Genomic DNA, 26,316 nt, shown 5'->3' with positions numbered 1-26,316 from the left:
TGACGTTGCCAGGCAGCGCCTGGACACGTAAAAATACGTAACACAGCCACCCAGCAAAAATGGAACGAACCGATCAGGCCTTGAGGAATTCGGCCTTGCCGCCCAGCCAGCGGCCCACATGGCGCTGGGCCAGTTGCGGGTGCTGCTCCAGCATGCGCGGCGCCAGTTCGCGGGCCCAGTCGAGCAGCATCAGGTCCTGCTCCAGGTCGGCGAAGCGCAGCATGGGCGCACCCGACTGGCGCGCGCCCAGGAATTCCCCGGGGCCGCGGATCTCCAGGTCGCGCCGCGCGATCTCGAAGCCGTCATTGGTCTCGGCCATGGCGCGCAGCCGGTCCTTGGCCGTCTCGCCCAGGCGCCCACTGTCTCCCACCGAATACAGCAGCACGCAGGCGGAGGCCGCTGCCCCCCGCCCCACGCGCCCGCGCAGCTGGTGCAGCTGCGACAGGCCGAAGCGCTCCGCATGCTCGATGACCATGAGCGAGGCGTTGGGCACGTCCACGCCCACTTCGATCACCGTGGTGGAGACCAGCACGCCCATGACCCCGGCGGAGAACAGCTCCATCACGGCCTTCTTCTCGGCCGTGGGCATGCGCGAGTGCAGCAGGCCGACCATGACGTCGGGCAGCATCTCGCTCAGGTAGGCATGGGTGGCCGTGGCGTTGGACAGGTCCAGCGCCTCGCTTTCCTCGATCAGCGGGCAGACCCAGTAGACCTGGCGTCCTTCCGCGACCTGGGCGCCTATGCGCTCGATGACCTCGTCCTTGCGGCTGTCGGCAATGAGCTTGGTGACGATGGGCGTGCGGCCCGGCGGCAGCTCGTCGATGGTGGACACATCCAGGTCGGCGTAGTAGCTCATGGCCAGGGTGCGCGGGATGGGCGTGGCGCTCATCATCAGCAGATGGGGCTCCATGCCCGAGGCCGCGAGCTTCTGGCGCAGCGCCAGCCGCTGGGCCACGCCGAAGCGGTGCTGCTCGTCGATGACGGCCAGCGCCAGGTTCTTGAACTGCACCTGGTCCTGGATGACGGCGTGCGTGCCCACGACCAGGGCCGCCTCGCCGCTGTGGACCAGCTCCAGCATGGCGGTGCGTTCTTTCTTCTTCTGCGCGCCGGCCAGCCAGGCCACGCGCTTGCCCAGCGGGGCCAGCAGCGGCTCCAGCCAGCCGACCAGCTTGCCGAAATGCTGCTCGGCCAGGATTTCGGTGGGCGCCATCAGCGCGCACTGCCAGCCGGCCTCGATGCAGGCCACGGCCGACAGCGCCGCCACCACGGTCTTGCCCGATCCCACATCGCCCTGCAGCAGCCGGTGCATGGGCATGCGGCGCTCCATGTCGGCAAGGATCTCGGCCACCACGCGCTGCTGGGCGCCGGTCAGGCCAAAGGGCAATTGGTCCAGGAACTGGCGCGCCAGGCCCTGGGCGCTGTCCATGGGCTGGGCGCGCAGCACGGGCGCCCTGAGCCGCGCGCGTTCGCGCTTGGCCTCGTATTGGGACAGTTGCTGGGCCAGCAGCTCCTCGGCCTTCAGGCGCTGCCAGGCCGGGTGTGAATGGTCTTCCAGCGTGGCCAGGGCCACATCGGGCGTGGGGTGGTGCAGGAACTGCAGCGCATCGCGCAGGCTGAACAGCGGAGGCAGCCCGCCGTTGCCATGGAACTGCGCCACGGGCGGATGCTCGCCCTGGGGCAGCGTATCGGAGAGATCGGCGCGCAGCATGGCCGTGACCGCCGCGCGGCGGATGTAGGCCTGGGGCAGGCCCGCCACCGTGGGATAGACGGGCGTGAGCGCCGTGGGCAGGTCGCCGCCCGCCGCGCGAAACGCCGGGTGCAGCATCTGCCGGCCCCAGAAGCCGCCCTTGACCTCGCCGCGGATGCGCAGCCGCGCGCCCACGGACAGGGTTTTCTGGTGCGAGGGGTAGAAGCTGAAGAAGGTCAGCACGCATTCGGCCGTGCCATCGTCCACCGTGACCTTGAGCATGCGGCGCGGGCGCAGTTGCACCTCGCTGTGGGTCACCGTGGCCTCGATCTGCACCGTGTCGCCCTCGCGGGCATTGCGCAGCGCAGTGATGCGCGTCTCGTCCTCATAGCGCAGCGGCAGGTGCAGGGCCAGATCGATGTCGCGCACCAGGCCCATCTTCTGCAGCGCCTTCTGCGCGGCGCTGGCTGCGGGCTTGGCGGGCGCTGCGGGCTTGTCTCCTGCCTTGCCCGCTGCCTTGCCGCCCTTGCCTGCGGCCTTTCCCTTGCCGGCACGCGCGGCCTTGCCGCCGGGGGCGTCGCGCCCCAGATCTGGGAAGGCAGAGGAGACGTTCAAGGGCATGGGCTATCCTGTTTCAGAGCATGCGCATGGACATGGGCGGGCATGCAGCATAGTGTATGAATATACAGGTGTAGGCAACACGCCACGTTCATGCCGGATGCCCTTGCCCAAAGCACCCTTGAGGCCCCGGGTCTCTGGGGAAGCCGCTACCATGCACGCTGACGTTACGTAGTGTTACCCCGCCACCGAATGCCATGTTGAAGCGTATCAATGTCCAGCATGTCACTCTGGGCATGTTCCTGCACGAGTTCTGCGGCTCCTGGATGGAGCATCCTTTTTGGCGAACCCGTTTCCTGCTCCGCTCCGAGGCCGACCTCCAGCGCCTGCGCTCCACCTCCATCCAGGAAGTCTGGATCGACGTGCGCAAGGGCCTGGACGTAGGTGTCCAGGTGCCTTGCCTGCGCTTTGATCCGCAGGACGAGCTTCGCCACCAGATCCCGGACAGCGCCCGCCCTGTCTCCGAGCAGAGCACGGCCCCCATTTCCACCGCCACCGAGCTGCGCCGCGCCGCGCAGACCTGCGTGCAGGCCAAGCAATTGCTCAGCCGCCTGTTCAGCGACGCGCGGCTGGGCCGGCCCGTGGACGCCACGGCCGCCGGGCAGCTGGTGGACGATGTGACGGCCTCCGTGGCGCGCAATCCCCACGCCCTGATCGGCCTGGCACGGCTGAAGACGGCCGACGACTACACCTACATGCACAGCCTGGCCGTGTGCGCGCTGATGGTGGCCCTGGCCAAGCGCATGGGCCTGGACGACCACAGCCTGCGCAAGGCCGGCATGGCCGGTCTCATGCACGATCTGGGCAAGACCGCGATCCCGGTCGCCGTGCTCAACAAGCCCGGGCCGCTGGACGATGCGGAATGGGCGCTGATGCGTGCCCACCCACGCCATGGCGAGCAGCTGCTGCGCCCGCTGGGTCTGGACGACGAGGTCATCGATGCCTGCCTGCACCACCACGAAAAGGTGGACGGCAGCGGCTACCCCGACGGACTGCAGCAGGGCGACATCGGCCTGCTGGCGCGCATGACGGCGATCTGCGATGTCTACGACGCCATCACCTCGGACCGGCCCTACAAGAAGGGCTGGCCGCCCTCGGAGGCGCTGCGGCGCATGGCCGAGTGGAGCCCCCGCCATTTCGACAAGCGGCTGTTCGAGCAGTTCGTGCAGACCGTGGGCATCTATCCGCTGGGCTCGCTGGTGCGCCTGCATTCGCAGCGCCTGGCCGTCGTGGTCGATGCCTCGCCGGGCAGCCTGCTGGCGCCGCGCGTCAAGGTGTTCTATTCGCTGCGCCAGGCCTGCCGCGTCACGCCCGAGATCGAGGACCTGTCCGAGAGCCAGGGCAACGACCGCATCATCGCGCGCGAAGACCCGGCGAACTGGGACTTCCCGGATCTGGAGACGCTGTGGCTGGAGTTCGAGCGCCAGCCCCAGACGCAGGCCCAGATGGCCAAGTGACCGCCGCGAAATTCCGGGGATGACCCAGGGTTTGCGACAATGGCGGACTTCCGTTCAACGAACTTGGAACGGGCCATGTCCGGCCCTCAAGCACTGCATGTCCTCCCTGTCCCGTGTGTTTTCGCTCAGCGATTTCGACTTCGAGCTTCCTGAGAACCTGATCGCCCAGCATCCTGCCGCCCAGCGCAGCGCCTCGCGCCTGCTCGACGGCCGCGACGATGCCACCCCGCCCACCGACCGCATCTTCCACGAGCTGCCCGACCTGCTGCAGCCCGGCGACCTGCTGGTGTTCAACGACACGCGCGTGCTCAAGGCGCGCATCTTCGGCGAGAAGGCCAGCGGCGGCCGGCTGGAGCTGCTGGTCGAGCGCGTGCTCGAAGGCAACGATGTCGTGGCCCACATGCGCGTCAGCAAGAAGCCCCTGCCCGGCTCGCGCATCCACCTGTGCGGCGGCAAGAACCGCGGCGGCTTCGACGCCGTGCTGCGCGGCCGCTGGCCCGACGAGAACGGCCCGCTGTTCCACCTGAGCTTCGAAGGCCCGCGCGGCGAGACGCCGCACGAGCTGATGGAGCGCTTCGGCCACCTGCCGCTGCCGCCCTATATCGAGCGCCACCAGGACACCGGCAACGACCCCGACGCCGCCGAAGACAGCGAGCGCTACCAGACCGTCTTCGCGGCCCGCCCCGGCGCCGTGGCCGCGCCCACGGCCGCCCTGCACTTTGACGACGCCGTGCTGGCCCGCCTGGCCGAGCGTGGCATCGAGCGCGCCAGCGTCACGCTGCACGTGGGCGCCGGCACCTTCCAGCCCGTGAAGACCGAGAACCTGGCCGACCACCAGATGCACAGCGAGTGGTACGAGATCCCGCTGGCCACGCTGGCTGCGCTGGAACGCTGCCGCCAGCGCGGCGGCCGCGTCGTCGCCGTGGGCACGACCACGGTGCGCACGCTGGAGTCCTGGGCCCAGACAGGCCAGTTCTCCGGCGACACGCGCATCTTCATCACGCCCGGCTTCGAGTACCAGGTGGTCGATCTGCTGATCACCAACTTCCACCTGCCCAAGAGCACGCTGATGATGCTGGTCAGCGCCTTCGCGGGCTACGAGCAGGTGATGGCGCTGTACCGCCATGCGATTGCGCAGGAGTACCGCTTCTTCAGCTATGGCGATTCCATGCTGTTGAAGAAGAAAAGCACCCCCTGAGTCGCTTCGCGCCTTCCCCCGTTGCATGGCGCCTCTCTACCCGCTTCGCGAGGGAGGGGGCCATACGGGCAGCCGGCGACACCCTCGCGGCGGGGCGGCGCGGCCGACTTAGGCCCTTGCTTGGTGTCCCTCGCCTCAGGCCGCGCCAGGTTCAAGCGCCAAGCCCGAAACACCGCATGCTCAACCAAAGTAATGGCAGAGCCTGCGGCCCTTGACCTCGTGCACGCTGACGGGGATGCCGTAGAGGCTGCTGAGGACTTCGTCCTGCACGACCTCGGCCGGCGTGCCCGCCACGGCCAGGCGGCCGTCCTTGAGCGCGATGATGTGGTCGGCGTAGCAGGAGGCGAAGTTGATGTCGTGCAGCACCATGACCACGGTCTTGCCGCGCTCGGTGACGGCGCGGCGCAGCAGGCCCATCATGCTGACGGCGTGGGCCATGTCCAGGTTGTTCAGCGGCTCGTCCAGCAGGATGAAGGGCGTGTCCTGGCACAGCACCATGGCGATGTAGGCGCGCTGGCGCTGGCCGCCTGAGAGTTCGTCGAGAAAGCGCTCGGCCAGCGGCGTGAGCTGCAGGTACTCCAGCGCCTCGTCCACATGGCGCAGGTCTTCGGGGCCCAGCCGGCCCTTGCTGTGCGGAAAGCGGCCAAAGCCCACCAGGTCGCGCACCGTCAGGCGCAGCGTGCTCTGGTTGTCCTGGCGCAGGATGGCCATGATGCGCGCCAGCGCCTCGGTGGGCGTGGTGGCCACGTCGAGGCCGGCCACCCGCACCTTGCCCGCCGTGATGGGCATGAGGCGGCTGACCAGGGACAGCAGCGTGGACTTGCCCGCCCCGTTGGGCCCGATGATGGCCGTCAGCGCCCGCTCGGGCACATCGAAATTGAGCTCCTGCAGCACTGCCGTGCCGCCATGGCGCTTGAGCAGATCACGCACCTCGATCATTGGGTCCCCTTGCGCATGAGCAGCACGATGAAGACGATTCCACCCAAGAACTCCACCACGATGCTCAGCACGGTATTGAATTGAAAAAGCTGCTCCAGCAGCACCTGCCCGCCCATGAGCAGCACGCAGCCCCAGAGCACGGCCGCAGGCAGCACCCAGGCATGGCGGCGCGTGCCCATGGCGTGATAGGCCATGTTGCTGACCAGCAGGCCGAAGAAGATCACCGGGCCGACCAGGGCCGTGGACACGGCCACCATGCAGGCCACCACGGCGAGCAGCCGCAGCACGCGGCCCTCGTAGTCCAGGCCCAGGCTGACGGCGGCATCGCGCCCCAGCGAGATCACGTCCAGCACGCGGCGCTGGCGCCAGATCCAGGCGCTGCCCATGGCAATCAGCAGCAGCGACGGCAGCAGCAGCTGCAGGTTCACCGCGTTGAAGTTGGCGAACATGCGGTCCTGCAGCGCCGTGAACTCATTGGGATCGAGCACGCGCATGGCCAGCCCGGCCAGGCTGCGAAAGAAGATGCCGCCCACCATGCCCACCAGCAGCATCAGGTGCAGGCTGCTGGCATGGCCCACGAACAGCCAGCGCATCAGCAGCACGCTGAAGCCCATCATCAGCACGATGTTGAGCGCATAGCGCCCGACCTCGCCCATGGCGGACACGCCCGCCGCGCCCAGCATCAGCACCATGGACGCCTGCACGAACAGGTACAGCGCATCCAGCCCCATGACGGAAGGCGTGAGGATGGTGTTGTGCGACACGGTCTGGAACACCACGGTGGACAGGCCGATGGCACAGGCCACCAGCGCCATGGTCAACACCTTGGCGCCCCGGTGCTCCAGCACGAAGGCCCAGTCGGTCTTGACGCCCACGGTCATGAAGGCCAGCAGGCACAGCAGGGCCAGCGCGCCCAGCAGCGCCAGGCGCGCGCCATGGCCCCGGCTGCGCGCTGCAGGCCCATCGGAAGCCACGGATTGCGGCAGGCTGCTCATGCACGGTCCTTGCGGCGGCGCAGGATCAGCGCCAGGAACAGGGCACTGCCCAGCACGCCCAGCACGGTGCCCACGGGAATTTCATAGGGAGCGATCAGCAGCCGCCCGACCAGGTCGCACAGCACGGTCAGGCCCGCGCCGATCAGCGCCACCCACAGCACGCTGCGGCGCACGTTGTCGCCCAGAACCAGGCGCACCACGTTGGGCACGATCAAGCCCACAAAGGGCAGGCTGCCGGCCGTGACCACCACGGCCGAAGTAGCCACGGCCACCACCACCAGCCCCTGCCAGACCAGGCGCCGGTAGTTCAGGCCCAGGTTGGTGGCAAAGCTCTCGCCCAGGCCCGCCACGGTGAAACGGTCGGCCGCCAGGCAGGCCAGGGCCGTGACGCCCAGCGACAGCCACAGCAACTCGTAGCGGCCTTGGACCACCAGCGAGAAATCGCCGTTGGACCAGGACTTGAGCGCCTGCATCATGTCGAACTGCAGCGCCAGAAAGCTGGCGGCTGCCTCCAGCACGCCGGCCAGCACCAGGCCGACCAGGGGCACCATCCACGACGAACGCAGCCGGATGCGCGAGAGCACGGCCAGGAACAGCGCCGTGCCCAGCAGTGCCGCCACGGCCGAAATCCCCATCTTGGCCATCACCGGCCAATGCGGCACCCAGAGGAACGCGGCCAGCATGCCCAGGCTGGCCGACTCCACCGTGCCCACGGTGGAAGGCTCCACGAAATGGTTGCGCGCCAGCATCTGCATGAGCAGTCCGCAGACCGCCATTGATGCGCCGGCCAGCACCAGGGCCAGCGTGCGCGGCACGCGGCTGTACACCAGCACCTGGCTGGCCAGGTCGTCCTCGCTGCGCGACCACAGCACGCTCCAGTGCATGTCGCCGGCGCCCACCATCAGGCTGGCCAGCGACAGCGCCAGCAACAGGCCCAGCGCGAAAAGCCAGGCAAGGGCCTGGCGCGATGGGCGTGACATGGGCGCGGCGTGCGCGGTGGTGACAGGCGGGCTCAACGCTTTGAGGTCATGTGCGGGTGAAGGCATCCGACAGTTGCTGGATATTGGCCTTCAGCGCGCCCGGCCCGGCGTTGGACAGGGTGTACCAGTTGGCCGCATTCAGATAGACCACCTGCTTGCCGCGCCAGGCCTTGGTGGCGCGCACCAGCGGGTTGTCCAGCAGTTGCTGGGCGGTCTTGCCATCCTGGCCGATGGCCACGTCGCGGTCGATGACGAACAGCCAGTCGGGATTGGTCTTGAGCAGGAACTCGAAGGAGACCACCTGCCCATGGCGCGCCACCGTGAGGTTGTCGATGGCCGGCTTCACGCCGAACACATCGTGCAGCATGCCGAAGCGCGAGCCCGGACCGTAGGCGCTGAGCTTGCCGCCCGAGGTCAGCAGCACCAGCCCCTTGCCGGCGTCCTGCGCCTTGCCATGCAGTGCGGCGATGGCCTGCTCCACGGACCGGACCTCGGCCTCGGCCTTGTCCTGCAGGCCGTAGACGGCGCCCAGCGTGCGGATGTTGCGGTAGATGTCGGCCATCTGGTGCTGGTCGCTGACACTGAGGTCCAGCACGGGGGCGAAGCGCGACAGCTCCTTGTACTTGGCCTCGGAGCGGCCGCCCACGATGATGAGGTCGGGCGACAGCGCCTTGATGGATTCGTAGTCAGGCTCGAACAGGCTGCCGATGCGTGCGTATTTCGCATCGGCATAGCGGGCCAGCAGCGGCGGCATCTTGAACTCGGGCACTCCCCGCACCTCGCCGCCCAGCGCCTGCAGCGTGTCCAGCGCCGCCAGCTCGAACACCAGCACGCGCACGGGCTTGAAGGGCACCTGGATCTCGCCCTTGGCATGCGGCACGGTCACGGTCTTGCCAGCCGCTGCCGTCTGGGCATGGGACATCTGCGCCGCCAGCGGCAGCGTGACCAGCACGCCCAGGCCCTGGCCCATCTTCGCCAGGATTCGGCGACGGGAATGATTTGCATTCATGGTGTTCATCTTTGCAATGATTGCTGTATTGCCAGGAAGTTCAAACATTGGCCTTTGCGGCATCAGGGAAGTGCCGGCGTGCCGTCCGGCATGCGCTCGCAGGCCGGCAGGCCCTGGGCGAAGCGCCCGGGGTTGAGCAGGGCCACCAGGCCGCAGGCCAGCGAGCCCTGCCACTGCAGGTAGTCATGGCTGGTCTCGTGCTCGGCCTGGGTGACTTCGTAGCCCTTGGCGCGCAGCACATCGGCCAGGTGGCGGTTGGTTTCCAGGATGCCGTCCTGCCCGCCGCGTGCGCGCTCGTAGCGGCCCGCATCCAGATAAAAGCGCACGGGCTGGCGCGGCTCCTGGGCGTAGCGGCGCTGCACCCAGCCCGGCACCTCGCCGGCCGGCGACCACCAGAACGATCCCGACATGCTCAGCACGTTGCCGAACCAGCGCGCATTGACCAGGCCTGCATAGGCCGAGGCCAGGCCGCCAAAGCTGGAGCCGCCGATCACCGTGCGCGCCGCAGGCTGGCCCAGGCCCTGTTCACCCACCCAGGGCATCAGCTCCTCATCCAGAAAGCGTGCGAAAGCAGTGTTGGGCGGCAACTCCCTGCCGCGCGCCTGCGGGCTGGCGTTGTCCACCAGCACCACGGCCGTGGGCGGGATCAGGCCGTCGGCCATGAGGTTGTCGATAAGGGTGGGCGTGGACACCTGCTTCGCATAGGCGTTGCCGTCGAACAGCACCAGCAGCGCCTCGGGCGCCTGGCCGCCCGCCGGGCGGTAGGTCCAGACATCACGGCTGTTGCCCAGCACGCGGCTGGACAGGCGGTGCTGCACCAGCGCCCCCTGGGCCACGCCCGCGCGCGGCGCCACCCAGGGCTGGGGCGGTGCCTTGGGCAGCTCCAGCACGGAGGCGCCCTGGAAGGCGTCGATGAAGCCGCCCTGAGGCGACTTTGGCGGCTGCGGAAACACCTTGGGATTGAGCGGATCGCGCTGCGCCGTGGCCAGCAGGGCGCGGCGCTGCTCCATGGCCGAGCCTGCGATCAGCGGCACATCGGGCGCCAGGCGGTAACTGAGCCGCGCGTTGTCTGCCATGCGGAAGCTGGCCCACCAGACATCGCTGCCGTCGAGGTGCTGCAAGGGATCGTGATTGCCGGCCGGGCTGCCGAACAGGCGAACCCCCTGCATGCCGGCGCGCGGCTGGCCACGCCACAGGAAGGTGACCAGGGACTGGCCGCCGGGCAGCGGCTCCACCATCGGCGTGCCCTCCTCCTGCACGCGCCGCCAGAAGGCGTCTGCCGCCACGCCCGAACCCGCGCCGCGCTGGATGGCCTGGGCCAGGGCCTGCAGGCGTGGGCTTTCCAGTGCAGGCAGCTCCAGGGCCTGCACAGCCTTGGCGCCCAACGGCGCAAGACTGGAGGTCAACCGCAGCGCAAAGCGGCCGGTTGCGGATTTCACCTCGCCGGCCATCAGCGCGTCCGTTGCGATGTGGCGCGCCACCAGCCTTTGCCTGCCGGCCCCCTCCGTGACCCACATCAGCGACTGCGCGCCGCCATCGGGCCGCGCCAGGCGGCGCAGGTGCCGGCCCTGGGCATCCTCCAGGTCCAGGGCCACGCCCTGCCCTTCGAATTCACCCTGGACCACGTGGCCGGCGGGCAGATCGACGCGCCAGAACTCGCGCCCACCGGCAGCCAGGACCCCTGTGGCCGCCTGGCCCGGCGCCAGCGAGCCCGACCGTGCGGCCAGGGCCTGCCCCGATGCGGCTGCCGTCATGTCTTCACCGGCATGGACGGCTGCGCCCAGCAGGCACAGCAGCGAGGCGGCCAGGCACAGGCCTTGTCTTGCAGCTTGCGCCATGGCGTCAGAAGTCCACCGTGGCCGAGACACGCACCGTGCGCGGGCCGCCCGTGGTGGCGAAGTTGTCGTTGAAGCTGCCGGCCCAGTAGGACTTGTCGAACAGGTTCTCCACCGTGGCGCGGAAGGTGACGGGTTTGGCCGCGATGCGGGTGGCATAGCGCGCGCCCACGTCCACGCGGGTCCAGCTGGGCATCTTCAGCGTGTTGGCCGAATTCACCCATTGCGCACCCGTGTAGATCAGGCGGCCGGTGAGCGTGGCGCCCGGCAGCGCGGGCACGTCCCATTCGCCGCCCAGGTTGGCCGTCCAGCGCGGCACGCCGTAGACGCCGAAGCCATCGCGCGCGCCGCCCTGGGTCTTGCTCTGGATGGCCTGGGTGTAGGCCAGGCCGCCCAGCACGCGCGTGCCGCGCAGCGGCTCGCCGAACACATTCCACTCCAGGCCCCGGTTGCGCCGCTCGCCATCCATCAGCAGGCGGTTGGTCGCGGTCTCCACCACGGACGAGGGCCGCTCGATCTGGAACAGCGAGACCGTCTGCGTGAAATCACCCATGCGCCACTTGGCGCCGATCTCGAACTGCTTGGTCTTGTAGGGCGCGAACACTTCTCCGGCATTGGCATAGGTGGCGCCGACGATGGAGCCCGCGCTCAGGCCCTGCACATGGTTGGCATACAGCGAGACCGCATCGCCCCAGGGCTTGACCACCAGGCCCAGCGCGGGCGAGACGGCCTGCTCGTTGTAGCCCGCCATCTTCTGGTTCACGCGCTGCAGGCGTGCGCCCACGGTCAGTTGCACGGCATCGCCACCCCAGCTCAGCGTGTCGGCCAGGGCCAGGCTGCTGAGCACGTCGTCGCGCTCCTGCTTGATGGCGCCATAGGGGCCGGCCAGCGTGATGGGCGCGGGGTTGTAGATGTTGGTGATGTAGCTGGCGCTGGTGGCAACGGCCGCGCGCCCGCCCTTCTGGTTCATCCAGTTCAGGGAGGCCACCAGCAGGTGGTTCACGCCGCCCGTGCGCAGGCGCCCGCGCACGCCGAACTCGGCCGCCGTGCTGTCGGTATAGCCGTACTGGTTGTAGGTCTGGCCCACGGCCGAGCCGTCGCCCTGGGCGCGCAGCACCACGCGCGTGCCGTTGAGCATGCCGTCGTAGGCATGCTGCGCCGTGCCTGCGGAGCCGAACAGCGTCCAGTCCGCGCCCAGGTCCACCGAGCCGCGCAGCATCAGCGCATCGCTTTGCTGCTTGGCGTGTATGCCGGGAAACAGGTTGGTCGTGGCGTCAGGCGCCGCGATGACCTGCTTGAGGTTCTGCATGCTGACCATCATCGGGCTGCCATCGCGGATGGTGGAGCGGTAGCTGTAGGCATCCAGCCCCAGCGTGAATCCGTCGCCCTGGTAGTCCAGTGCCAGCGCGCCCAGGCCATGGCGGCGGTTCTGGCCGTCGATCTCGGTGTCGCCGCTCGAGGTGCTGCCGTTGACGCGTATGCCCAGGCGGCGCTCGGGGCCGAAGCGGCGCGAGACATCGGCCTGCAGGCCCAGCTGCGAGCCGCTGCTGAACATGGTGGTCACGCGCGTGAGATCCTGGGCCAGCGGGCGCTTGGTCACCAGGTTGATGGTGCCGCCCACGGCGCCGCCGGGCGTCATGCCGCTCATCAGCGCACCGGGGCCCTTGAGCACCTCCACGCGCTCGATCATCTCGACGGGCACATGGCCGTCGGGCGCCAGGCCATACAGGCCGTTGAAGCCCAGCTCCGAGGCATTCACCCCCAGGCCACGGATGGTGAAGTTCTCGTAGGCATGGCCGGTGTTGGTGGTGAAGCGCACCGAAGGATCGTTTTCCAGCACCGACATCAGCGTGGCCGCGTTCTGGTTGGCAATGCCTTCGGCCGTGTAGGAGGTGATGTTGAAGGGCGTGTCCATCACATCGCGCTGGCCCAGCACGCCCAGGCCCGCACCCTTGGCCACCTGGCCGCCCGGGGCCACCGCGGGAAGGGTCTGGGGATCGGTGGTGCCCCGCACCGTGACCTCGCCCAGCTCGGCGTCAGCGGCCCAGGCGCCCGCGGGCAGCGCCGCGGCAGCCACCATGGCGCAGACACGGGCGATGGTGCCCAGGCGGTGGAGCGTGCAAACTGGGGTGCAAACAGGGGTGAAGGGGCTGACGGCGCCTGCGCGCGGCAGGCCGATGCGGGTACGGGAAGACATCCGGGAGGGCTTTCGAGACGGAAGGAAATGCGCCGCATCCAGCCCGGAGCCACTCGGAACACTCGGACACACTCGGGCACAGGCCGGATACGGCATCTGTCCGAATTATAGAAAATGAGAATTATTCTTATTAAGAAAGCGGCAACAACGCACCGCGCGCAAACATGGGCGCACGGCCAGCAAACAATCGCGTTGAAAACAGTGGGGGCCAGGCAACAGGCGGCCCGGCCTCGGCGACGCCAGCGGCCGCTAGAAGGTGTCGCCGCGCTCCATGGCGCGGCGGTGGCGCTGCACGAATTCCTGGTAGGTGTCGATGCCGCGCAGCTGCAAGATGGCATTGCGCACGGCGGCCTCGACCAGCACGGCGATGTTGCGGCCCGCCACCACCTGGATCACCACCTTGCGCACGGGCACGCCGAGCACATCCTGCGTCAGCGGCTCGGCCGGCAGGCGCTCGTACTCGCGCTCCATGGTTTCCTTGCGCACCAGGTGCACGATGAGCTTGAGGCGCATCTTGCGGCGCACGGCCGTCTCGCCAAAGATGGCGCGGATGTCCAGCAGGCCGATGCCGCGCACCTCCAGCAGGTTCTGCAGCAGCTCGGGGCACTTGCCCTCGATCGTGGTCTGGTTGATGCGATACAGGTCCACGGCATCGTCGGCCACCAGGCCGTTGCCGCGCGTCACCAGTTCCAGCCCCAGCTCGCTCTTGCCCAGGCCCGACTCGCCCGTGATCAGCACCCCCATGCCCAGGATGTCCATGAACACGCCGTGCATGGTGGTGCGGTCGGCGAAATGCTTGGCCAGGTAGGCGCGCAGCACATCGATCACGAAGGCCGACTGCTCGCGCGTGGAGAACATGGGAATGTGGGCGCGCTCGCACATGGACAGCAGCGCCTCGGGCGCCGTCTGCCCGTCGGCCAGCACCAGCACGGGCGGCTCCAGCGTGACGATGCGTGCCACGCGGCGCTGGCAGTCCTGCGGCGTGGCATTGCTCAGATAGGCGATCTCGCGCTCGCCCAGCACCTGCAGCCGGTAGGGATGGATGTAGTTCAGGTAGCCGACGAGGTCCGCGCCGGAGCGCGCCGAGCGCACGGCCATCTCGTCGAAACGGCGCTCCGAGGCTCCCAGGCCCGCCACCCACTCCCAGCGCAGGCTGGAGCGGAACTCCTCGAACAGGACATCGGCGCTGATGGCACTGGGTCTCATGGCAAGGCCCGTGAAAAAGGGAAGGAAAAAGTCTGGAAGACTAGACCAGGGGCGCAGCGGAGGACTGCCAGCCGGCAATCATTCCATGCAGCCGGGCCGCATCGGCGCAGGACTTCAGGCGCTCACGCAGCTGGCTGTCGCTGAGAAGCTCGGCGATTTCGGACAGGATTTCCAGATGCTTCTGGGTGGCCGCTTCGGGCACCAGCAGAAAGATCAGCAGGCCCACAGGCTGCTCATCGGGGGCATCGAAACCAATGGGATTGTCCAGTTGGAACACGGCCGCCATGGGAGCGGTCAGGCCCTTGATGCGCCCATGGGGAATGGCCACGCCGTGGCCAAGCCCCGTCGAGCCCAGGCGTTCGCGTGCAAACAGGCTGTCGGTGATGAGTGCGCGGGACAGGCCATGCAGGCTCTCGAAGAGCAGACCTGCTTCTTCGAAAGCGCGCTTTTTGCTGGTGACGTCGACGCTCACGAGCACTTGAGCGGCGGGCAGGATGGAGGCAAGACGGTTCATGGTTCGGGAAACAATTATGCACCGCAGTGCCGGAAACCGTGGGGAAACCCTGACCCCCATCAAAAACCGCCCCGAAGGGCGGTGGTCGTGCGTGGCTCATCAGCCACATAAGCGCAGGTATTGTAAGCGCCCGCACAGGGCAGACGCCTTACCTGTCACCCGACTGACGCCAAGGTCAGCCCAGCATCATCGAGTCGCTTGGCCGAACCATAGCGGCTGCCCTGCTGGCGGGTCTTGTAGCGCACCACCACGCGGTCCAGCTTGTCAGCCAGCGCATCGACGGCGGCGTAGAGATCGAAGTGAGAGGTCTCGACAAAAAGATCCTGGCCCTTGACGCGCAGCGTGCAACCGGCACGTTGGCGCTTTTCCTTCTCCTTTTGGTTATGAACGGTCAGCAAGACCTTTACATCCACCACCTGGTCAAAGTGTCGAAGAATGCGTTCGAGCTTGGCCATGACGTAACTGCGCAGCGAGGGAGTGACCTCCAGGTGATGCCCACTAATCGTCAGATTCATATCTAAACACTCCTTGCTCTGGATGAAAACAGCCCGGTCCACCGGGAGACGATCCGCAGGGACAGGTGCTTGCAGGCCGGAATGCGCATTCGTTTGCTTGCGAATCCACTATGCGCCGGGGTCTGCCCAAAAGCAACGCCGCAAGCCGATAGCGCAGGACGGTGCAGGGCCTTGGAGGCGGGTTTTGCGCGCCATGCAATTGGGCGCACAATCGGCGGGTTTGCCAGGCTGCGCCCCTGGGGTGGGGCTTGCCACGGGCCGCCCGTCACCGTGAGGCGCCGTTGGTTAGAATCGCGCTCCTGCGCGTGCCGCTTGCAGCCATCCGGCCGCTGCAGCCTCTTTGCCAGATTGCCCCTTGCCTCACATGACCACCCAGTCCCGCCCCTCCGCCCTGCACACTTCCAACATTGCCTCGCTGCCGCTGCTCGCGCGCGGCAAGGTGCGCGACAACTATGCCGTGGGTGATGACCGCATCCTGATGGTGGCCTCGGACCGCCTGTCGGCCTTCGACGTGATCATGGGCGAGCCAATCCCCGGCAAGGGCGAGCTGCTGACGCAAATGGCGCTGTTCTGGTTCGACAAGCTCGGCCACATCTGCCCCAACCACCTGACCGGCGAAGCGCCCGAGTCCGTGGTCACGCCCGCCGAAGTGCCCCAGGTCACGGGCCGCTCCATGCTGGTCAAGCGCCTCAAGCCCGTGCTGATCGAGGCCGTGGTGCGCGGCTACCTGGCCGGCAGCGGCTGGAAGGAATACCAGGAATCGCGCTCGGTCTGCGGCGTGCCCCTGCCCGAAGGCCTGACCAACGCCGCCAAGCTGCCCGAGCCCATCTACACGCCGGCCGCCAAGGCCGAGATGGGCGACCATGACGAGAACATCACCTACGAGCGCACGGTGGAGATGGTCGGCGAGAAGCTGGCCTCCCAGATCCGCGATACGGCCATCCGCATCTACAAGGAAGCTGCGGCCATCGCCCTCGAAAAGGGCATGATCATTGCCGACACCAAGTTCGAATTCGGCCTGGACGAGAACGGCGAACTGGTGCTGATGGACGAAGTCCTCACGCCCGACAGCTCGCGCTACTGGCCCGTGGAGGGCTATGCCCAGGCCCTGGCCAATGGCGAGAACCCGCCCAGCTACGACAAGCAGTTCGTGCGCGACTGGCTGGAGCAGGCCCAGGTCAACGGCAAGCCCTGGGACAAGAAGGCTCCGGCCCCGCGCCTGCCCCAGGAAGTGACCGAGAAGACGGCCGCCAAGTACCGCGAAGCCCTGCAGCGCCTGACGGCCTGACGGCCCGCCGTAGCCCGGCCCCGCGCGCCTTTCCCCGCAAAAGAGAGCTTCGGCTCTCTTTTTCGTTGCGGGCCTGCGTTTTTGCAGCCGGTCATGCCTGCGTCACCGACGCTGCCACAATGTTCGCTTCCTCTGACTTTTTCTGAAGGAGCAAGCACATGGCTGGCAAGAAGATTCTGATGATCTGTGGCGACTACTGCGAGGACTACGAAACCATGGTCCCCTTCCAGGCCCTGCAGGCCGTGGGACACACGGTGCATGCGGTCTGCCCCGACAAGAAAGCCGGGGAACACATCAAGACGGCCATCCATGATTTCGAGGGCGCGCAGACCTACAGCGAGAAGCCCGGCCACAACTTCACGCTCAACGCCAGCTTCGCCGACATCAAGCCCGAGCAGTACGACGCCCTGGTGATCCCCGGTGGACGCGGCCCTGAGTACCTGCGCAACTACGACGCCGTGCGCGCCGCCGTGCGCCACTTCTTCGACAACAACAAGCCCGTGGCCGCCGTCTGCCATGGCGCCCAGCTGCTGGCCGGTGCCGGCGTGCTCAAGGGCCGCACCTGCTCGGCCTACCCGGCCTGCCGTGCCGAGGTCGAGCTGGCCGGCGGCACCTATGCCGACATCGGCGTGGACCAGGCGCATACCGAAGGCAACCTGGTCAGCGCCCCCGCCTGGCCCGCACACCCGGCCTGGATCGCCCAGTTCCTGACGCTCCTGGGCACGCGCATCAGCCACGGCTGAGCACGCAGCGGACGTTGGCGCCGGGCGGCTCAACCGCCCCAGCGCACCAGCACGATGCCGCCGAAGACCAGGGCCGAGGCCAGCATGCGCACGCGGCCCAGGCGCTCGCGCATCAGCCAGGCGGCAATCCAGCCCGCAAACAGCACGCTGCTTTCACGCAGCGCAGACACCAGCCCCATGGGCGCCTGCGACAGCGCCCAGGTCGCCATCCAGCTGGCACTCAGCTGCATGGCGGCGGCCAGGGCGCACAGGAGCCAGGTGCGTGCATCGGCACGCAGCACGGCGGGGCCGCGCCGCCAGGCGACGATCAGCACCGTGGCCAGGCCATCGCCCAGCGTGAGCAGGGCCGCATAGAGCAGCGCGGAGCCGGATGCGCGCGCCCCCAGCCCGTCGATGACCGTATAGCAGGCAATCATGGCGCCCGTGGCCAGCGCATAGCCGCTGCCGCCATAACCGCTGCCGCCATAACCGCTGGCCGCGCCGCTGCGCACCGACAGCGCCAGCACGCCCAGCGACAGGCACAGCACGCCAGCCAGCCCGGTCGCGCCCGGCCACTCACCGGCCAGCAGCGCCGCGCCCAGCGTCACGAACAGCGGCGCACTGCCGCGTGCCACCGGGTAAACCACGCCGAACTCGCCATGCTGGTAGGCGCGCGGCAGCACGAAGTGGTAGACGGTGTGCACGGCCACCGAGGCCGCCAGCCACCACCACACCGATGCGTCCCACAACCCCGCCGCGCGCCAGTCCAGCCAGGGCAGCACCAGCAGCGACCACAGGCTGGCCAGCCCCGTGGTCAGCGCCATGGCGACCATCTTGTCGCCGCCCAGCTTGATGGCGCTGTTCCATCCCGCATTCATCAGCGCGGCCCCCAGGGCCGCGGCCAGCACCGCATTGCTCAATTCCATTCCATGGCCTCGTACTTGATACGGGACGGGATGATGGATTCGCACCCAGATTAGATAAAGTCGAATCTTCGGAACATCATCTTCAGGAAACCTGATGCGACGCCTGAATCTTGACCAGCTCCAGACCCTGGTGGCCGTGGCCGACCTGGGCACGCTGGCTGCTGCCGCCCAGGCCCTTCACCTGTCGCCGCCCGCCGTCAGCCTGCACATCCAGGAGCTGGAAGCGCGCCTGGACACCCCCCTGCTGGTGCGCGGCAAGCGACAGGCGCAGCTGACGCCCGCAGGCGCTCTGCTGGTCGAAGGCGGACGCCGCCTGCTGGCCGACAGCGAATCCCTGCTGCGCCAGGTGCGCAAGCGCGCCGAGGGCTTTGGCGCCAACGTGCGCATAGGCGCCTCAGCCGGCGTCAGCCCCCTGCTTTTGCCCGAACTGCTGCAATGGCTGGCCGAGCACGCGCCCGGCGTGGAACTGCGCCTGGAAGTCGTGAGCTCCGCCCAGGCCATGCAGCGCCTGGCGACTGGACACCTGGACCTGGCCCTGGTCGGGCTGCCCCAGCCCGTGCCTTCCGGCCTGGAAATGCGTGCCTGGCGCAACGACCCCATGGAGCTGTTCGCCCCGCCGCAGATGCCGCTGCCCGACCAGATCACGCCCGAATGGCTCAACGCCCAGCCCTGGATAGGCTTTGCCGCCGGCACCCAGATGCACCGCCTGCTGTCCCAATGGTTCGCCCAGGCGGGCCTGCTGCCGCAGCCCCGCATGGAAATGAGCTTTCCCGAAGGCATACGCGCCCTGGTCGCCGCCGGCCACGGCCCCACCGTCCTGCCGCGCGAGGAGCCCATGGACGCCGTCAGCCGCACGCTGCAGCAGCGCGGACTCAGCCCCGCACTGACACGCCCGCTGGGACTGGCCTGCCGCAGCGCCGCGCAACAAGACCCGGCCGTGCAGGCCGTGGTGCGCGGGTTGATGCGATTTGCCGATCCCGTACGGCAGTAGGCGTAGGCGCTACAGCCCGGCCTCCTGCAGCACCCACGCACGCAGCGCCTCGATGGCCGGCTGGCCCTGGCTGCGCCGGGGGTAGAGCAGGTGGTAGGCATAGGCCGGGCCCAGGCCCACGGCGATGTCGAACAGGCGCACCAGGCGGCCACGGGCCAGGTCTTCGGCCACCAGGTCCTGCTCGACCAGGCCCACGGCGCCGCCGTCCAGCACGGCCTGCACGACGTGGCTGGAGTCGGTGAAGGCGATGCAGCGGCCTGCGTCCAGGCCCTCCACGCCGGCCGCCGCCATCCACATCGGCCAGTTCGGCCAGACCTGGCCGTCCACCCTGCAATCGACATGGCACAGCGTGTGCGCCAGCAGGTCAACGGGCCGGGCCAGCGGCGGGCCGGACTGCAGCAGGGCCGGGCTGCAGACGGGGATCACCCTGGCATCGAACAGGCGCACCGCCAGGGTGTGCGGATCACGGCCGGTGCCGAAGCGGATGGCGGCGTCGATGTCATCGGCGTCGAAGTCGCGCACCTCGTCGCAGATGTCGAAGCTCAGTTCGATCTGCGGATGCGCGGCGCGAAAGCGCGGCAGCCGGGGCAGCAGCCACTGCGTGGCAAAGCGCGCGCCCAGCGACAGACGCAGCCGCGTCTCGCCCCGGGCCAGTTGGCGCGCCCGGCCGGTGGCGCGCCGCAGCAGGCCCAGCGCCTCGGCCGTGGCCTCCAGCAGCACGCTGCCTGCGGGCGTGAGCTGCATGCTGCGGCTGTTGCGCGTGAAGAGGACGAGGCCCAGCTGTTCCTCCATCTCCTTGATCTGGTGGCTGACCGCCGCCGGGGTCAGCCCCAGTTCGTCGGCCGCGCGCGTGAAGTTCAGGTGGCGCCCTGCAGCCTCGAAGCTGCGCAGGGCGCGCGTGCCGGGTGGAAACTGGCGCATGGATCTTCAAATTTTTCTTGATGAAGTGCCGAATACTACTTGCTTCCTCTTTTGGGACTGCCATCGAACAATCAAGAAAACTTGATGGATGAACCCATGGAAACCGCCTCCTTCTTCACCAGCCTTATCGATGGGCAGCCCGCTACGGCGGCCGAACTCGCCGCCCTGGCCTTTGCAGGCCATGCCCATTTCACGGCCATGCAGGTGCGCGGCGGCAGGCTGCGCGGGCTGGACCTGCATCTGCAGCGCCTGCGCCAGGCCTCGCTGGAGCTGTACGGCCAGGCCTTGTCCGATGACCATGTCCAAGCACAGCTGCGGGCGGCGCTTGCCAACGGCCCGCAGGATGTTTCGCTGACCGCCACGGTGTACTCGCCTGCCGGGGAATTCACGGCCGCCGATGCACGGCCGCGCATGCTGGTGCGCACCTCGGCACCTGCCTCGGGCCCCGCCGGGCCCTTGAGCCTGGCGCTGTTCGAGCATGAGCGCATGCTGCCCCACCTCAAGCATGTGGGCGAGGTGGCCAAGACGCACCTGCTGCGCCGCGCCGTGGCCCAGGGCTTTGACGACGCCGCCTTTGCCGACCGCCACGGCCGCATTGGCGAGGCCACCATCTGGAACCTGGCCTTCTGGGATGGAGATGCCGTGGTCTGGCCGCGCGCCCAGGTGCTGCCGGGCACGACCGAGTCCATGCTGCGGCGCCAGTTGCAGCGCCTGGGCGTGGCGCAGCGCCAGGCCGTGCTGACCCGGGCCGACCTGCCATCCCTGGCCGGCGCCGTGGTGATGAATTCGTGGTCCCCGGGCATTCCGGTCAGGCGCCTGGCCGATGTGCATCTGCCCGATGCGCCCGGCTTCGTGCAGTTGCTGCACCGCGCGCATGCGGCCGAGGAACCGGTTGCCCCCTGAGTCCTCGCCATGAAAAAAGGGAGCCGCAAGGCTCCCCCGTCTCTTCACCCGTGCAGCGCCGGTCTCAGTTCAGCGCCATGCTGAGCTTGCGTCGGTAGCTGTTGACCAGTTGCGTGGCTTCGTCCTGCTCGGCGCCAGCCTTGCCCAGCAGCTCGATGCCGCCGCTGCTCTTGCCGGGGATGGCGTCCTGCTTCTTGGGCTTCGGGGGCGTGAGCAGCTCCAGGATGCCCACGTAGAGCTTGCGCGCAGCCTGGCCGTTCCAATCCTTGTCGCGCATGATGATTTCCAGCAGTTCGTCCATGCTGGCTGCCCATTGGCCTTCGGCGGCAAGGGCCCGGGCCTTGCCGAAGCGGGTGTCGAAGTCGCGCTTGTTCTGCGCGATGACGGCGTCGAACTGCGCAAACTCCCAGTTGCCACGCTCGTCGTTGTGCACGAACAGCATGCACTGCAGCCACTGGTTGAGCGCCTCGAAGCGCGTGGCCTGAGGAATGCGCTTGAGCGGCTCGGCCAGCAGGGCGCCGGCCTCTTCGTAGCCGCCCGTGGCGATCAGCAGGCGCACGTAGTCGAAGCGCGCATCGTCGTTGGCCGGGTCGGCGGCCAGGGCGTCAGCCAGCTTTTGCAGGGCGGCCTGGGTGTCGCCGGCTTCCAGCAACTGGTGGGCCTCGTCGGCTTCGGCCTCGGCGGCCAGCTCGCCTTCGGAGGGCAGGTGCTTGTCAAGGAACTCGCGCAGCTTGCCTTCGGGCTGGGCGCCCATGAAGCCGTCCACGGGGCGGCCGCCCATCATCAGAATGCAGGTCGGGATGGAGCGGATGCCGAACATGCCGGCCAGTTGCTGCTCCTGGTCGGAGTCGATCTTGACCAGCTTGAAGCGGCCTTCGTAGGCCACCTCGAGCTTTTCCAGGATGGGGCCCAGCGTCTTGCACGGGCCGCACCAGGGCGCCCAGAAGTCGACGAGCACCGGCACCTGCATGGAGGCGGCGACGACTTCGGCTTCGAAATTCTCAATGGTGACATCAATCATGTGATCAGACCCTGTGGCAAGGCGCGCGGCCAGGGCGCGCGGACTGTGGCGGTTCGGAGTTCGGCGGCCGAATGCCTCCGATGCGGACCGTGTGATTCTCCAGCAATTCCAAGGCCCAGGGCGTGAACGCCATGGGCGGCAGCCACCCCAGATGGGAGCAGGCTGCGCGCATTTCAAGCCGCCCGGCCGAGGGCGCGGCGCGGCAGCGCTGGGCTATATTGGCGCGCTGTGCCGCCATTGCGGCCTGCCATCAACGCAATGAGGGAGGGCTCGCCTTGATCAAGGTTTCGCAGCTGGTGTTCGAGTACCCCGGCCACCGCGCGCTCGATGGCGTCAGCGTCCATATCGCCGCAGGCACCGTCACGGCCCTGGTGGGGCCCAACGGCGCCGGCAAATCCACGCTGATGCGCTGCATCGCCGGGCTGGACCAGCCGCTGTCGGGCCAGGTCGAGGTGCATGGCATTGCCGTGCAGGAGCAGCCCCGCGAAGTGCACCGGCACCTGGGCTATCTGTCGGATTTCTTCGGCCTCTATGACCGCCTGAGCGTGCGGCGCTGCCTGCAGTACGCGGCCCTGTCCATGGGCGTGCCCTCGTCCGAGGCGCCGCAGCGCGTGGCGCACGTGGCCGGGCAGCTGGGCCTGGCCGATCTGCTGGAGCGCCTGCCCACCGAGCTGTCTCGCGGCCAGCGCCAGCGCGTGGCCATCGGCCAGGCCATCGTCCACCAGCCGCGCGTGCTGCTGCTGGACGAGCCGGCCAGCGGCCTGGACCCCGAGGCCCGCGCCAGCCTGTCCCAGCTGATGCGGGCGCTGCAGGCACAGGGCATGACCCTGATCGTCTCCAGCCACATCCTCAGCGAACTCGACGAGTACTGCACCCACATCCTGAGCCTGCGCGGCGGCCGCGTGGAAAGCCACGAGGCCCTGCACGGCGGCATTCAGGCGCCGGCCGCCGGCGGCGATGTGCCGCTGGCGCTGTACGCGCTGGAGCTGGCACCGCCCCCGGGTGCCTCGGCCGGGTCGCTGGCGCGGCAGCTGCACCAGGTCCTTCCCGACACCCCTGTGCCGCCGCCCGATGACCAGGGCCTGGTGCATCTGCAGCTGTGGCTGCCCGCCCTGCCGCGCGAACGCGCCGACCTGCTGGCACGCCTGGTTGGCGCCGGCCTGCCCGTGGCCAGCCTGGCGCCTGTGCGCGAGCGCCTGCAGGACCGCTACGCACGCGGCCTGCAGGCCGCAGCCCCCCTCACCCCTGCGGAGCAGCCATGACGCACAACCCCGAATTCCAGCGCCAGCTCTGGCTCAACTGGCGGCCCGCCCAACTGGGCTGGAGCCTGCTGCTCACCGCCTTGCTGCTGGCCACGCCAATGGTCCTGGTCCAGCCCGGAGACCGCCTGCATGCCCTGCTGGTCGCCGCCCTGATCGGCATGTGGATCGCCGCGGCCGGCCTGGGCAGCGTGCTGGCCGGGCGCGGCCTCAACGAAGAGGCGCACCAGCACACCTGGGACTGGCAGCGCCTGTCGGCCCTGACGCCCTGGCAGATGGCCTGGGGCAAGCTGCTGGGCGCCCCGCTGGCGGCCTGGCTGTACATGCTGTGGTGCGCGCTGGCCGTGCTGGTCACCTCGGCGGGCCAGCCGGGCGGGCTGGCCTGGGGCGTGCACGCCGTGCTGCAGGCCGTGCTGTGGGGCCTGGCCCTGCAGGCCTGGAGCATGCACTCCGTGCTCATGGGCTGGGGACCGAAGGAGCAGCCCGCGCGCCGCATCCGCTTCGTGCTGGTGCCGCTGCTGTTCGTGATGGTGCTGCCCGGCCCCATCCTGGGCCGGTTGACCGAGCAGCTGGGCCGCGAAGAAGGCCGCCCTGTGCTGTGGTGGTCCGTGCCGCTGCACGGGCGCGGCGCCATCTACCTGTTCGGCGCCATCGCGCTGGGGCTGGGCCTGCTGGCCCTGTGGCGGCTGCTGTGCACGCGGCTGGATGTGCGCACCCTGCCCTGGGCCTGGCCGCTGGGCCTGTGCGTGGCGGGCCTGGCCTTTGGAGGCATGCACCTCGATGCAATGCAGTTGCAGGGCCCCGGCCCGGCCTCTTTCTTCGCTTGGACCACCGGGCTGGCGCTGGCGGGCACGGCCTATGTCTGCCTGCACGGCATGGACGAGGGCCTGCGCAGCTGGCGCCAGGTGCAGTGGTGCGTGCTGCAGGGGCGCTGGCGTGGCGCGCTCGAAGCGCTGCCGCTGTGGCCCGTGAGCTGGCTGCTGGCCGTGCTGGCCTGCGCGCTGTGGCTGCTGTGGCCCGCGGGCGGCCAGCCCATGGTGCCGGGCGCGGCCCAACTGGCGGCGCTGGCCACGGCGCAGTTGCTGCGCGATGCCGCGCTGGCCACGGGCTTTTCCCTGCTGGCCGGGCGCATCAAGTCGCCGCTAGCCGCGTTTGCCGTCACCTGGCTGCTGGTCAACATCGTGCTGCCGCTGCTGGCCTTTGGCCTGGCCGGGGCCGATGCCGCCGTGCTGGCCCAGCCGCTGGCAGCCGGCCTGACAAAGCCCGTCACCAGCGGAATGTGGCTGTCGCTGGCCGTGCAGGTGGGGCTGGCCCTGGCCTGGCTGGCCCATGTGTTTCGCCAGCGCGTGCTGGGTTTTGCGCGCGAGCAGCACACGGCTGTGCGGTGATTTGGCGCATGGATTACGCGAATTAGGACTAAAAAAGTAAAATCGCGGGTTCCACTAGGCCGGGCCGCAGGCGCCCTCACGACATGAACTCCATCCAGATCGGTGTGGTCATGGGCTCCAGCAGCGACTGGGAGACCATGCAGCACGCAGTTGCCATTCTTCAGCAATTTGGCATCGCCCATGAAGCCCAGGTCGTCTCGGCCCACCGCATGCCCGACGACATGTTCGCCTATGCCGAGGCCGCCGCAGGCCGTGGCCTGAAGGCCATCATCGCGGGTGCGGGGGGCGCTGCCCACCTGCCCGGCATGATTGCCGCCAAGACCGTGGTGCCCGTGCTCGGCGTACCGGTGGCCAGCCGCCACCTGCAGGGAGTGGACTCGCTGCACTCCATCGTGCAGATGCCCAAGGGCGTGCCCGTGGCCACCTTCGCCATCGGTGCGGCCGGCGCGGCCAATGCGGCCCTGTTCGCCGTGGCCCTGCTGGCCAATGAGGACCCGGCCCTGCGCACCAGGCTCGAAGCCTTCCGCGCCGAGCAGACCGCCGCAGCGCGCGCGATGACGCTTCCCCCGGTGGCCGTATGAGCGCAGATGTGATCCTGCCGGGCGCCACGCTGGGCGTGCTGGGTGGCGGCCAACTGGGCCGCATGTTCGTGCAATCGGCCCAGGCCATGGGCTATTTCACGGCCGTGCTCGACGCCGACCCGACCAGCCCTGCCGGCCTGGTCAGCCACCACCATATCCGTACCGGCTACGAAGACCCGCAGGGCCTGGCCGAACTGGCGCGCCTGTCGGCCGCCGTCACCACCGAATTCGAGAACGTGCCCGCCGCGGCGCTGAACCTGCTGGCCGCCCAGCGGCCGGTCTCGCCGGCTGGCTCGTCCGTGGCCATTGCCCAGGACCGCGCCCAGGAAAAGGCCCACTTCGTGCGCTGCGGCGTGCCCTGCGCGCCCTATGCGGTGATCGAGACGCCCGCCCAGCTGGCGGCCGTGCACGCCAGCCTGCTGCCCGGCATCCTCAAGACCGCCCGCATGGGCTACGACGGCAAGGGCCAGGTGCGCGTGAAGAACGCCGCCGAGCTGGCCACCGCCTGGGAGCAACTGGGCCGCGTGGCCTGCGTGCTGGAAAAAATGCTGCCGCTGGCCCATGAATGCTCGGTCATCGTGGCGCGCGGCCGTGACGGCTCCATGGTCAACCTGCCCGTGCAACGCAATCTGCACCGCGAAGGCATCCTCTCCGTCACCGAGGTCTACGAAGGCAACCTGCCACAGGCCCAGGTTGAGCAGGCGCTGGCCGCCGCACGTTCCGTGGCCGATGGCCTGGACTACGTGGGCGTGCTCTGCGTCGAATTCTTCGTGCTGCAGGACGGCATGCTCGTGGTCAACGAGATCGCGCCGCGCCCGCACAACAGCGGCCACTACAGCCAGAACGCCTGCGATGTCTCGCAGTTCGAGCTGCAGGTGCGCTGCATGACCGGCCTGCCGCTGACGCAGCCGCGCCAGCACAGCCCGTCCATCATGCTGAACCTGCTGGGCGACCTGTGGTTCAAGGACGGCGAACAGGCCAAGGCGCCGGCCTGGGACCAGGTCCTGGCCCTGCCCGGCTGCCACCTGCACCTGTACGGCAAGCACGACGCCAAGCGCGGCCGCAAGATGGGCCACCTGAACGTCACCGGCCCCTCGCCCGAGGCCGTGCGCTCCACCGCCCTGCATGCCGCTGCCATCCTGGGCATAGAGCCGTTCTGAAGGCCC

Annotated in this window: 22 protein-coding genes and 1 pseudogene; 10 read left to right on the top strand and 13 right to left on the bottom strand. The window is 68.7% G+C overall.

Annotated features, from left to right (window positions below; genetic code table 11):
* Positions 1-73: 73 nt before the first annotated feature.
* Positions 74-2,308, bottom strand: coding sequence for an ATP-dependent DNA helicase RecG (gene recG, locus CLV01_RS05220; RefSeq protein ID WP_099734829.1), 2,235 nt, complete (start codon positions 2,306-2,308; stop codon positions 74-76).
* A gap of 194 nt (positions 2,309-2,502) precedes the next feature.
* On the opposite strand from recG, the gene CLV01_RS05215 reads away from it, so the two are divergent.
* On the top strand, positions 2,503-3,762 hold the full coding sequence (locus CLV01_RS05215) for an HD-GYP domain-containing protein (protein WP_034389930.1): 1,260 nt from the start codon (positions 2,503-2,505) through the stop codon (positions 3,760-3,762).
* A gap of 97 nt (positions 3,763-3,859) precedes the next feature.
* On the top strand, positions 3,860-4,960 hold the full coding sequence (gene queA, locus CLV01_RS05210) for a tRNA preQ1(34) S-adenosylmethionine ribosyltransferase-isomerase QueA (protein WP_034389929.1): 1,101 nt from the start codon (positions 3,860-3,862) through the stop codon (positions 4,958-4,960).
* 180 nt (positions 4,961-5,140) lie between these two features.
* On the opposite strand, the gene CLV01_RS05205 is transcribed toward queA, so the two are convergent.
* The 9 genes from CLV01_RS05205 to hpf all read right to left on the bottom strand — a co-directional run bounded on the left by CLV01_RS05205 (position 5,141) and on the right by hpf (position 15,150).
* A complete protein-coding gene (locus tag CLV01_RS05205; RefSeq protein ID WP_013804468.1) occupies positions 5,141-5,899 on the bottom strand; it encodes an iron ABC transporter ATP-binding protein in 759 nt (252 codons plus the stop codon).
* Positions 5,896-6,894, bottom strand: a complete 999-nt coding sequence (locus CLV01_RS05200) for an iron chelate uptake ABC transporter family permease subunit (RefSeq protein WP_099734830.1) — start codon at positions 6,892-6,894, stop codon at positions 5,896-5,898. Before CLV01_RS05200 ends, CLV01_RS05205 begins: the two co-directional genes overlap by 4 nt.
* Positions 6,891-7,874: an ABC transporter permease gene (locus CLV01_RS05195; RefSeq protein ID WP_043780677.1), complete on the bottom strand. Its 984-nt coding sequence runs from the start codon at positions 7,872-7,874 to the stop codon at positions 6,891-6,893. The genes CLV01_RS05200 and CLV01_RS05195 overlap by 4 nt, the downstream gene beginning before the upstream one ends.
* A gap of 46 nt (positions 7,875-7,920) precedes the next feature.
* Positions 7,921-8,931: a siderophore ABC transporter substrate-binding protein gene (locus CLV01_RS05190; RefSeq protein ID WP_099734831.1), complete on the bottom strand. Its 1,011-nt coding sequence runs from the start codon at positions 8,929-8,931 to the stop codon at positions 7,921-7,923.
* Positions 8,932-8,945: 14 nt separating this feature from the next.
* Positions 8,946-10,721, bottom strand: a complete 1,776-nt coding sequence (locus CLV01_RS05185) for an enterochelin esterase domain-containing protein (RefSeq protein WP_099734832.1) — start codon at positions 10,719-10,721, stop codon at positions 8,946-8,948.
* Between the two features lie 4 nt (positions 10,722-10,725).
* Positions 10,726-12,915, bottom strand: coding sequence for a TonB-dependent receptor (locus CLV01_RS05180; protein WP_099734833.1), 2,190 nt, complete (start codon positions 12,913-12,915; stop codon positions 10,726-10,728).
* A 249-nt stretch (positions 12,916-13,164) separates the two neighbouring features.
* Complete coding sequence (hprK, locus tag CLV01_RS05175) at positions 13,165-14,121, bottom strand: HPr(Ser) kinase/phosphatase (protein WP_012202934.1); 957 nt, start codon at positions 14,119-14,121, stop codon at positions 13,165-13,167.
* A 40-nt stretch (positions 14,122-14,161) separates the two neighbouring features.
* The gene (locus tag CLV01_RS05170) at positions 14,162-14,635 is read right to left on the bottom strand and encodes a PTS sugar transporter subunit IIA (protein ID WP_013804474.1); all 474 of its coding nucleotides are present in this window, start codon (positions 14,633-14,635) and stop codon (positions 14,162-14,164) included.
* Between the two features lie 155 nt (positions 14,636-14,790).
* Entirely contained in the window at positions 14,791-15,150 is a 360-nt protein-coding gene (gene hpf / locus CLV01_RS05165; RefSeq protein WP_012202932.1) for a ribosome hibernation-promoting factor, HPF/YfiA family, read from the bottom strand.
* Between the two features lie 364 nt (positions 15,151-15,514).
* Here hpf and CLV01_RS05160 point away from each other — a divergent pair, with 364 nt between their 5' ends.
* Together CLV01_RS05160 and CLV01_RS05155 are read left to right on the top strand one after the other, a co-directional pair.
* Complete coding sequence (locus CLV01_RS05160) at positions 15,515-16,438, top strand: phosphoribosylaminoimidazolesuccinocarboxamide synthase (RefSeq protein ID WP_012202931.1); 924 nt, start codon at positions 15,515-15,517, stop codon at positions 16,436-16,438.
* A 158-nt stretch (positions 16,439-16,596) separates the two neighbouring features.
* Positions 16,597-17,181, top strand: a complete 585-nt coding sequence (locus CLV01_RS05155; RefSeq protein ID WP_012202930.1) for a DJ-1/PfpI family protein — start codon at positions 16,597-16,599, stop codon at positions 17,179-17,181.
* 29 nt (positions 17,182-17,210) lie between these two features.
* On the opposite strand, the gene CLV01_RS05150 is transcribed toward CLV01_RS05155, so the two are convergent.
* A complete protein-coding gene (locus CLV01_RS05150; protein ID WP_099734834.1) occupies positions 17,211-18,086 on the bottom strand; it encodes a transporter in 876 nt (291 codons plus the stop codon).
* Between the two features lie 94 nt (positions 18,087-18,180).
* On the opposite strand from CLV01_RS05150, the gene CLV01_RS05145 reads away from it, so the two are divergent.
* Complete coding sequence (locus tag CLV01_RS05145) at positions 18,181-19,077, top strand: LysR family transcriptional regulator (RefSeq protein WP_099734835.1); 897 nt, start codon at positions 18,181-18,183, stop codon at positions 19,075-19,077.
* Between the two features lie 9 nt (positions 19,078-19,086).
* Here CLV01_RS05145 and CLV01_RS05140 read toward each other — a convergent pair whose 3' ends face one another.
* On the bottom strand, positions 19,087-19,998 hold the full coding sequence (locus CLV01_RS05140) for a LysR substrate-binding domain-containing protein (protein ID WP_099734836.1): 912 nt from the start codon (positions 19,996-19,998) through the stop codon (positions 19,087-19,089).
* 96 nt (positions 19,999-20,094) lie between these two features.
* Between CLV01_RS05140 and CLV01_RS05135 the strand changes: the two genes are divergently transcribed.
* Positions 20,095-20,901, top strand: coding sequence for an aminotransferase class IV family protein (locus CLV01_RS05135; RefSeq protein ID WP_013804480.1), 807 nt, complete (start codon positions 20,095-20,097; stop codon positions 20,899-20,901).
* 64 nt (positions 20,902-20,965) lie between these two features.
* Here CLV01_RS05135 and trxA read toward each other — a convergent pair whose 3' ends face one another.
* Positions 20,966-21,922: a thioredoxin gene (gene trxA, locus CLV01_RS05130; RefSeq protein WP_012202925.1), complete on the bottom strand. Its 957-nt coding sequence runs from the start codon at positions 21,920-21,922 to the stop codon at positions 20,966-20,968.
* 341 nt (positions 21,923-22,263) lie between these two features.
* On the opposite strand from trxA, the pseudogene CLV01_RS05125 reads away from it, so the two are divergent.
* The 4 genes and pseudogenes from CLV01_RS05125 to CLV01_RS05110 all read left to right on the top strand — a co-directional run.
* Positions 22,264-23,184: pseudogene (locus CLV01_RS05125) on the top strand (ABC transporter ATP-binding protein); the annotation flags it as partial.
* Positions 23,181-24,569 (top strand): hypothetical protein, encoded by a 1,389-nt coding sequence (locus CLV01_RS05120; protein WP_099734838.1) that lies wholly within the window; start codon positions 23,181-23,183, stop codon positions 24,567-24,569. The pseudogene CLV01_RS05125 and the gene CLV01_RS05120, both read left to right, overlap by 4 nt.
* Before the next feature lie 83 nt (positions 24,570-24,652).
* Positions 24,653-25,150, top strand: coding sequence for a 5-(carboxyamino)imidazole ribonucleotide mutase (purE, locus tag CLV01_RS05115; RefSeq protein ID WP_012202922.1), 498 nt, complete (start codon positions 24,653-24,655; stop codon positions 25,148-25,150).
* Positions 25,147-26,310: a 5-(carboxyamino)imidazole ribonucleotide synthase gene (locus tag CLV01_RS05110; RefSeq protein ID WP_099734839.1), complete on the top strand. Its 1,164-nt coding sequence runs from the start codon at positions 25,147-25,149 to the stop codon at positions 26,308-26,310. Before purE ends, CLV01_RS05110 begins: the two co-directional genes overlap by 4 nt.
* Positions 26,311-26,316: the final 6 nt, after the last annotated feature.

Source organism: Delftia sp. 60 (genome assembly GCF_002754395.1).
In the GTDB taxonomy this organism is placed as follows: domain Bacteria; phylum Pseudomonadota; class Gammaproteobacteria; order Burkholderiales; family Burkholderiaceae_C; genus Comamonas; species Comamonas acidovorans.
The sequence above is the reverse complement of the archived record's forward strand: the minus strand, read 5'-3'. Positions and strand labels throughout refer to the sequence as shown.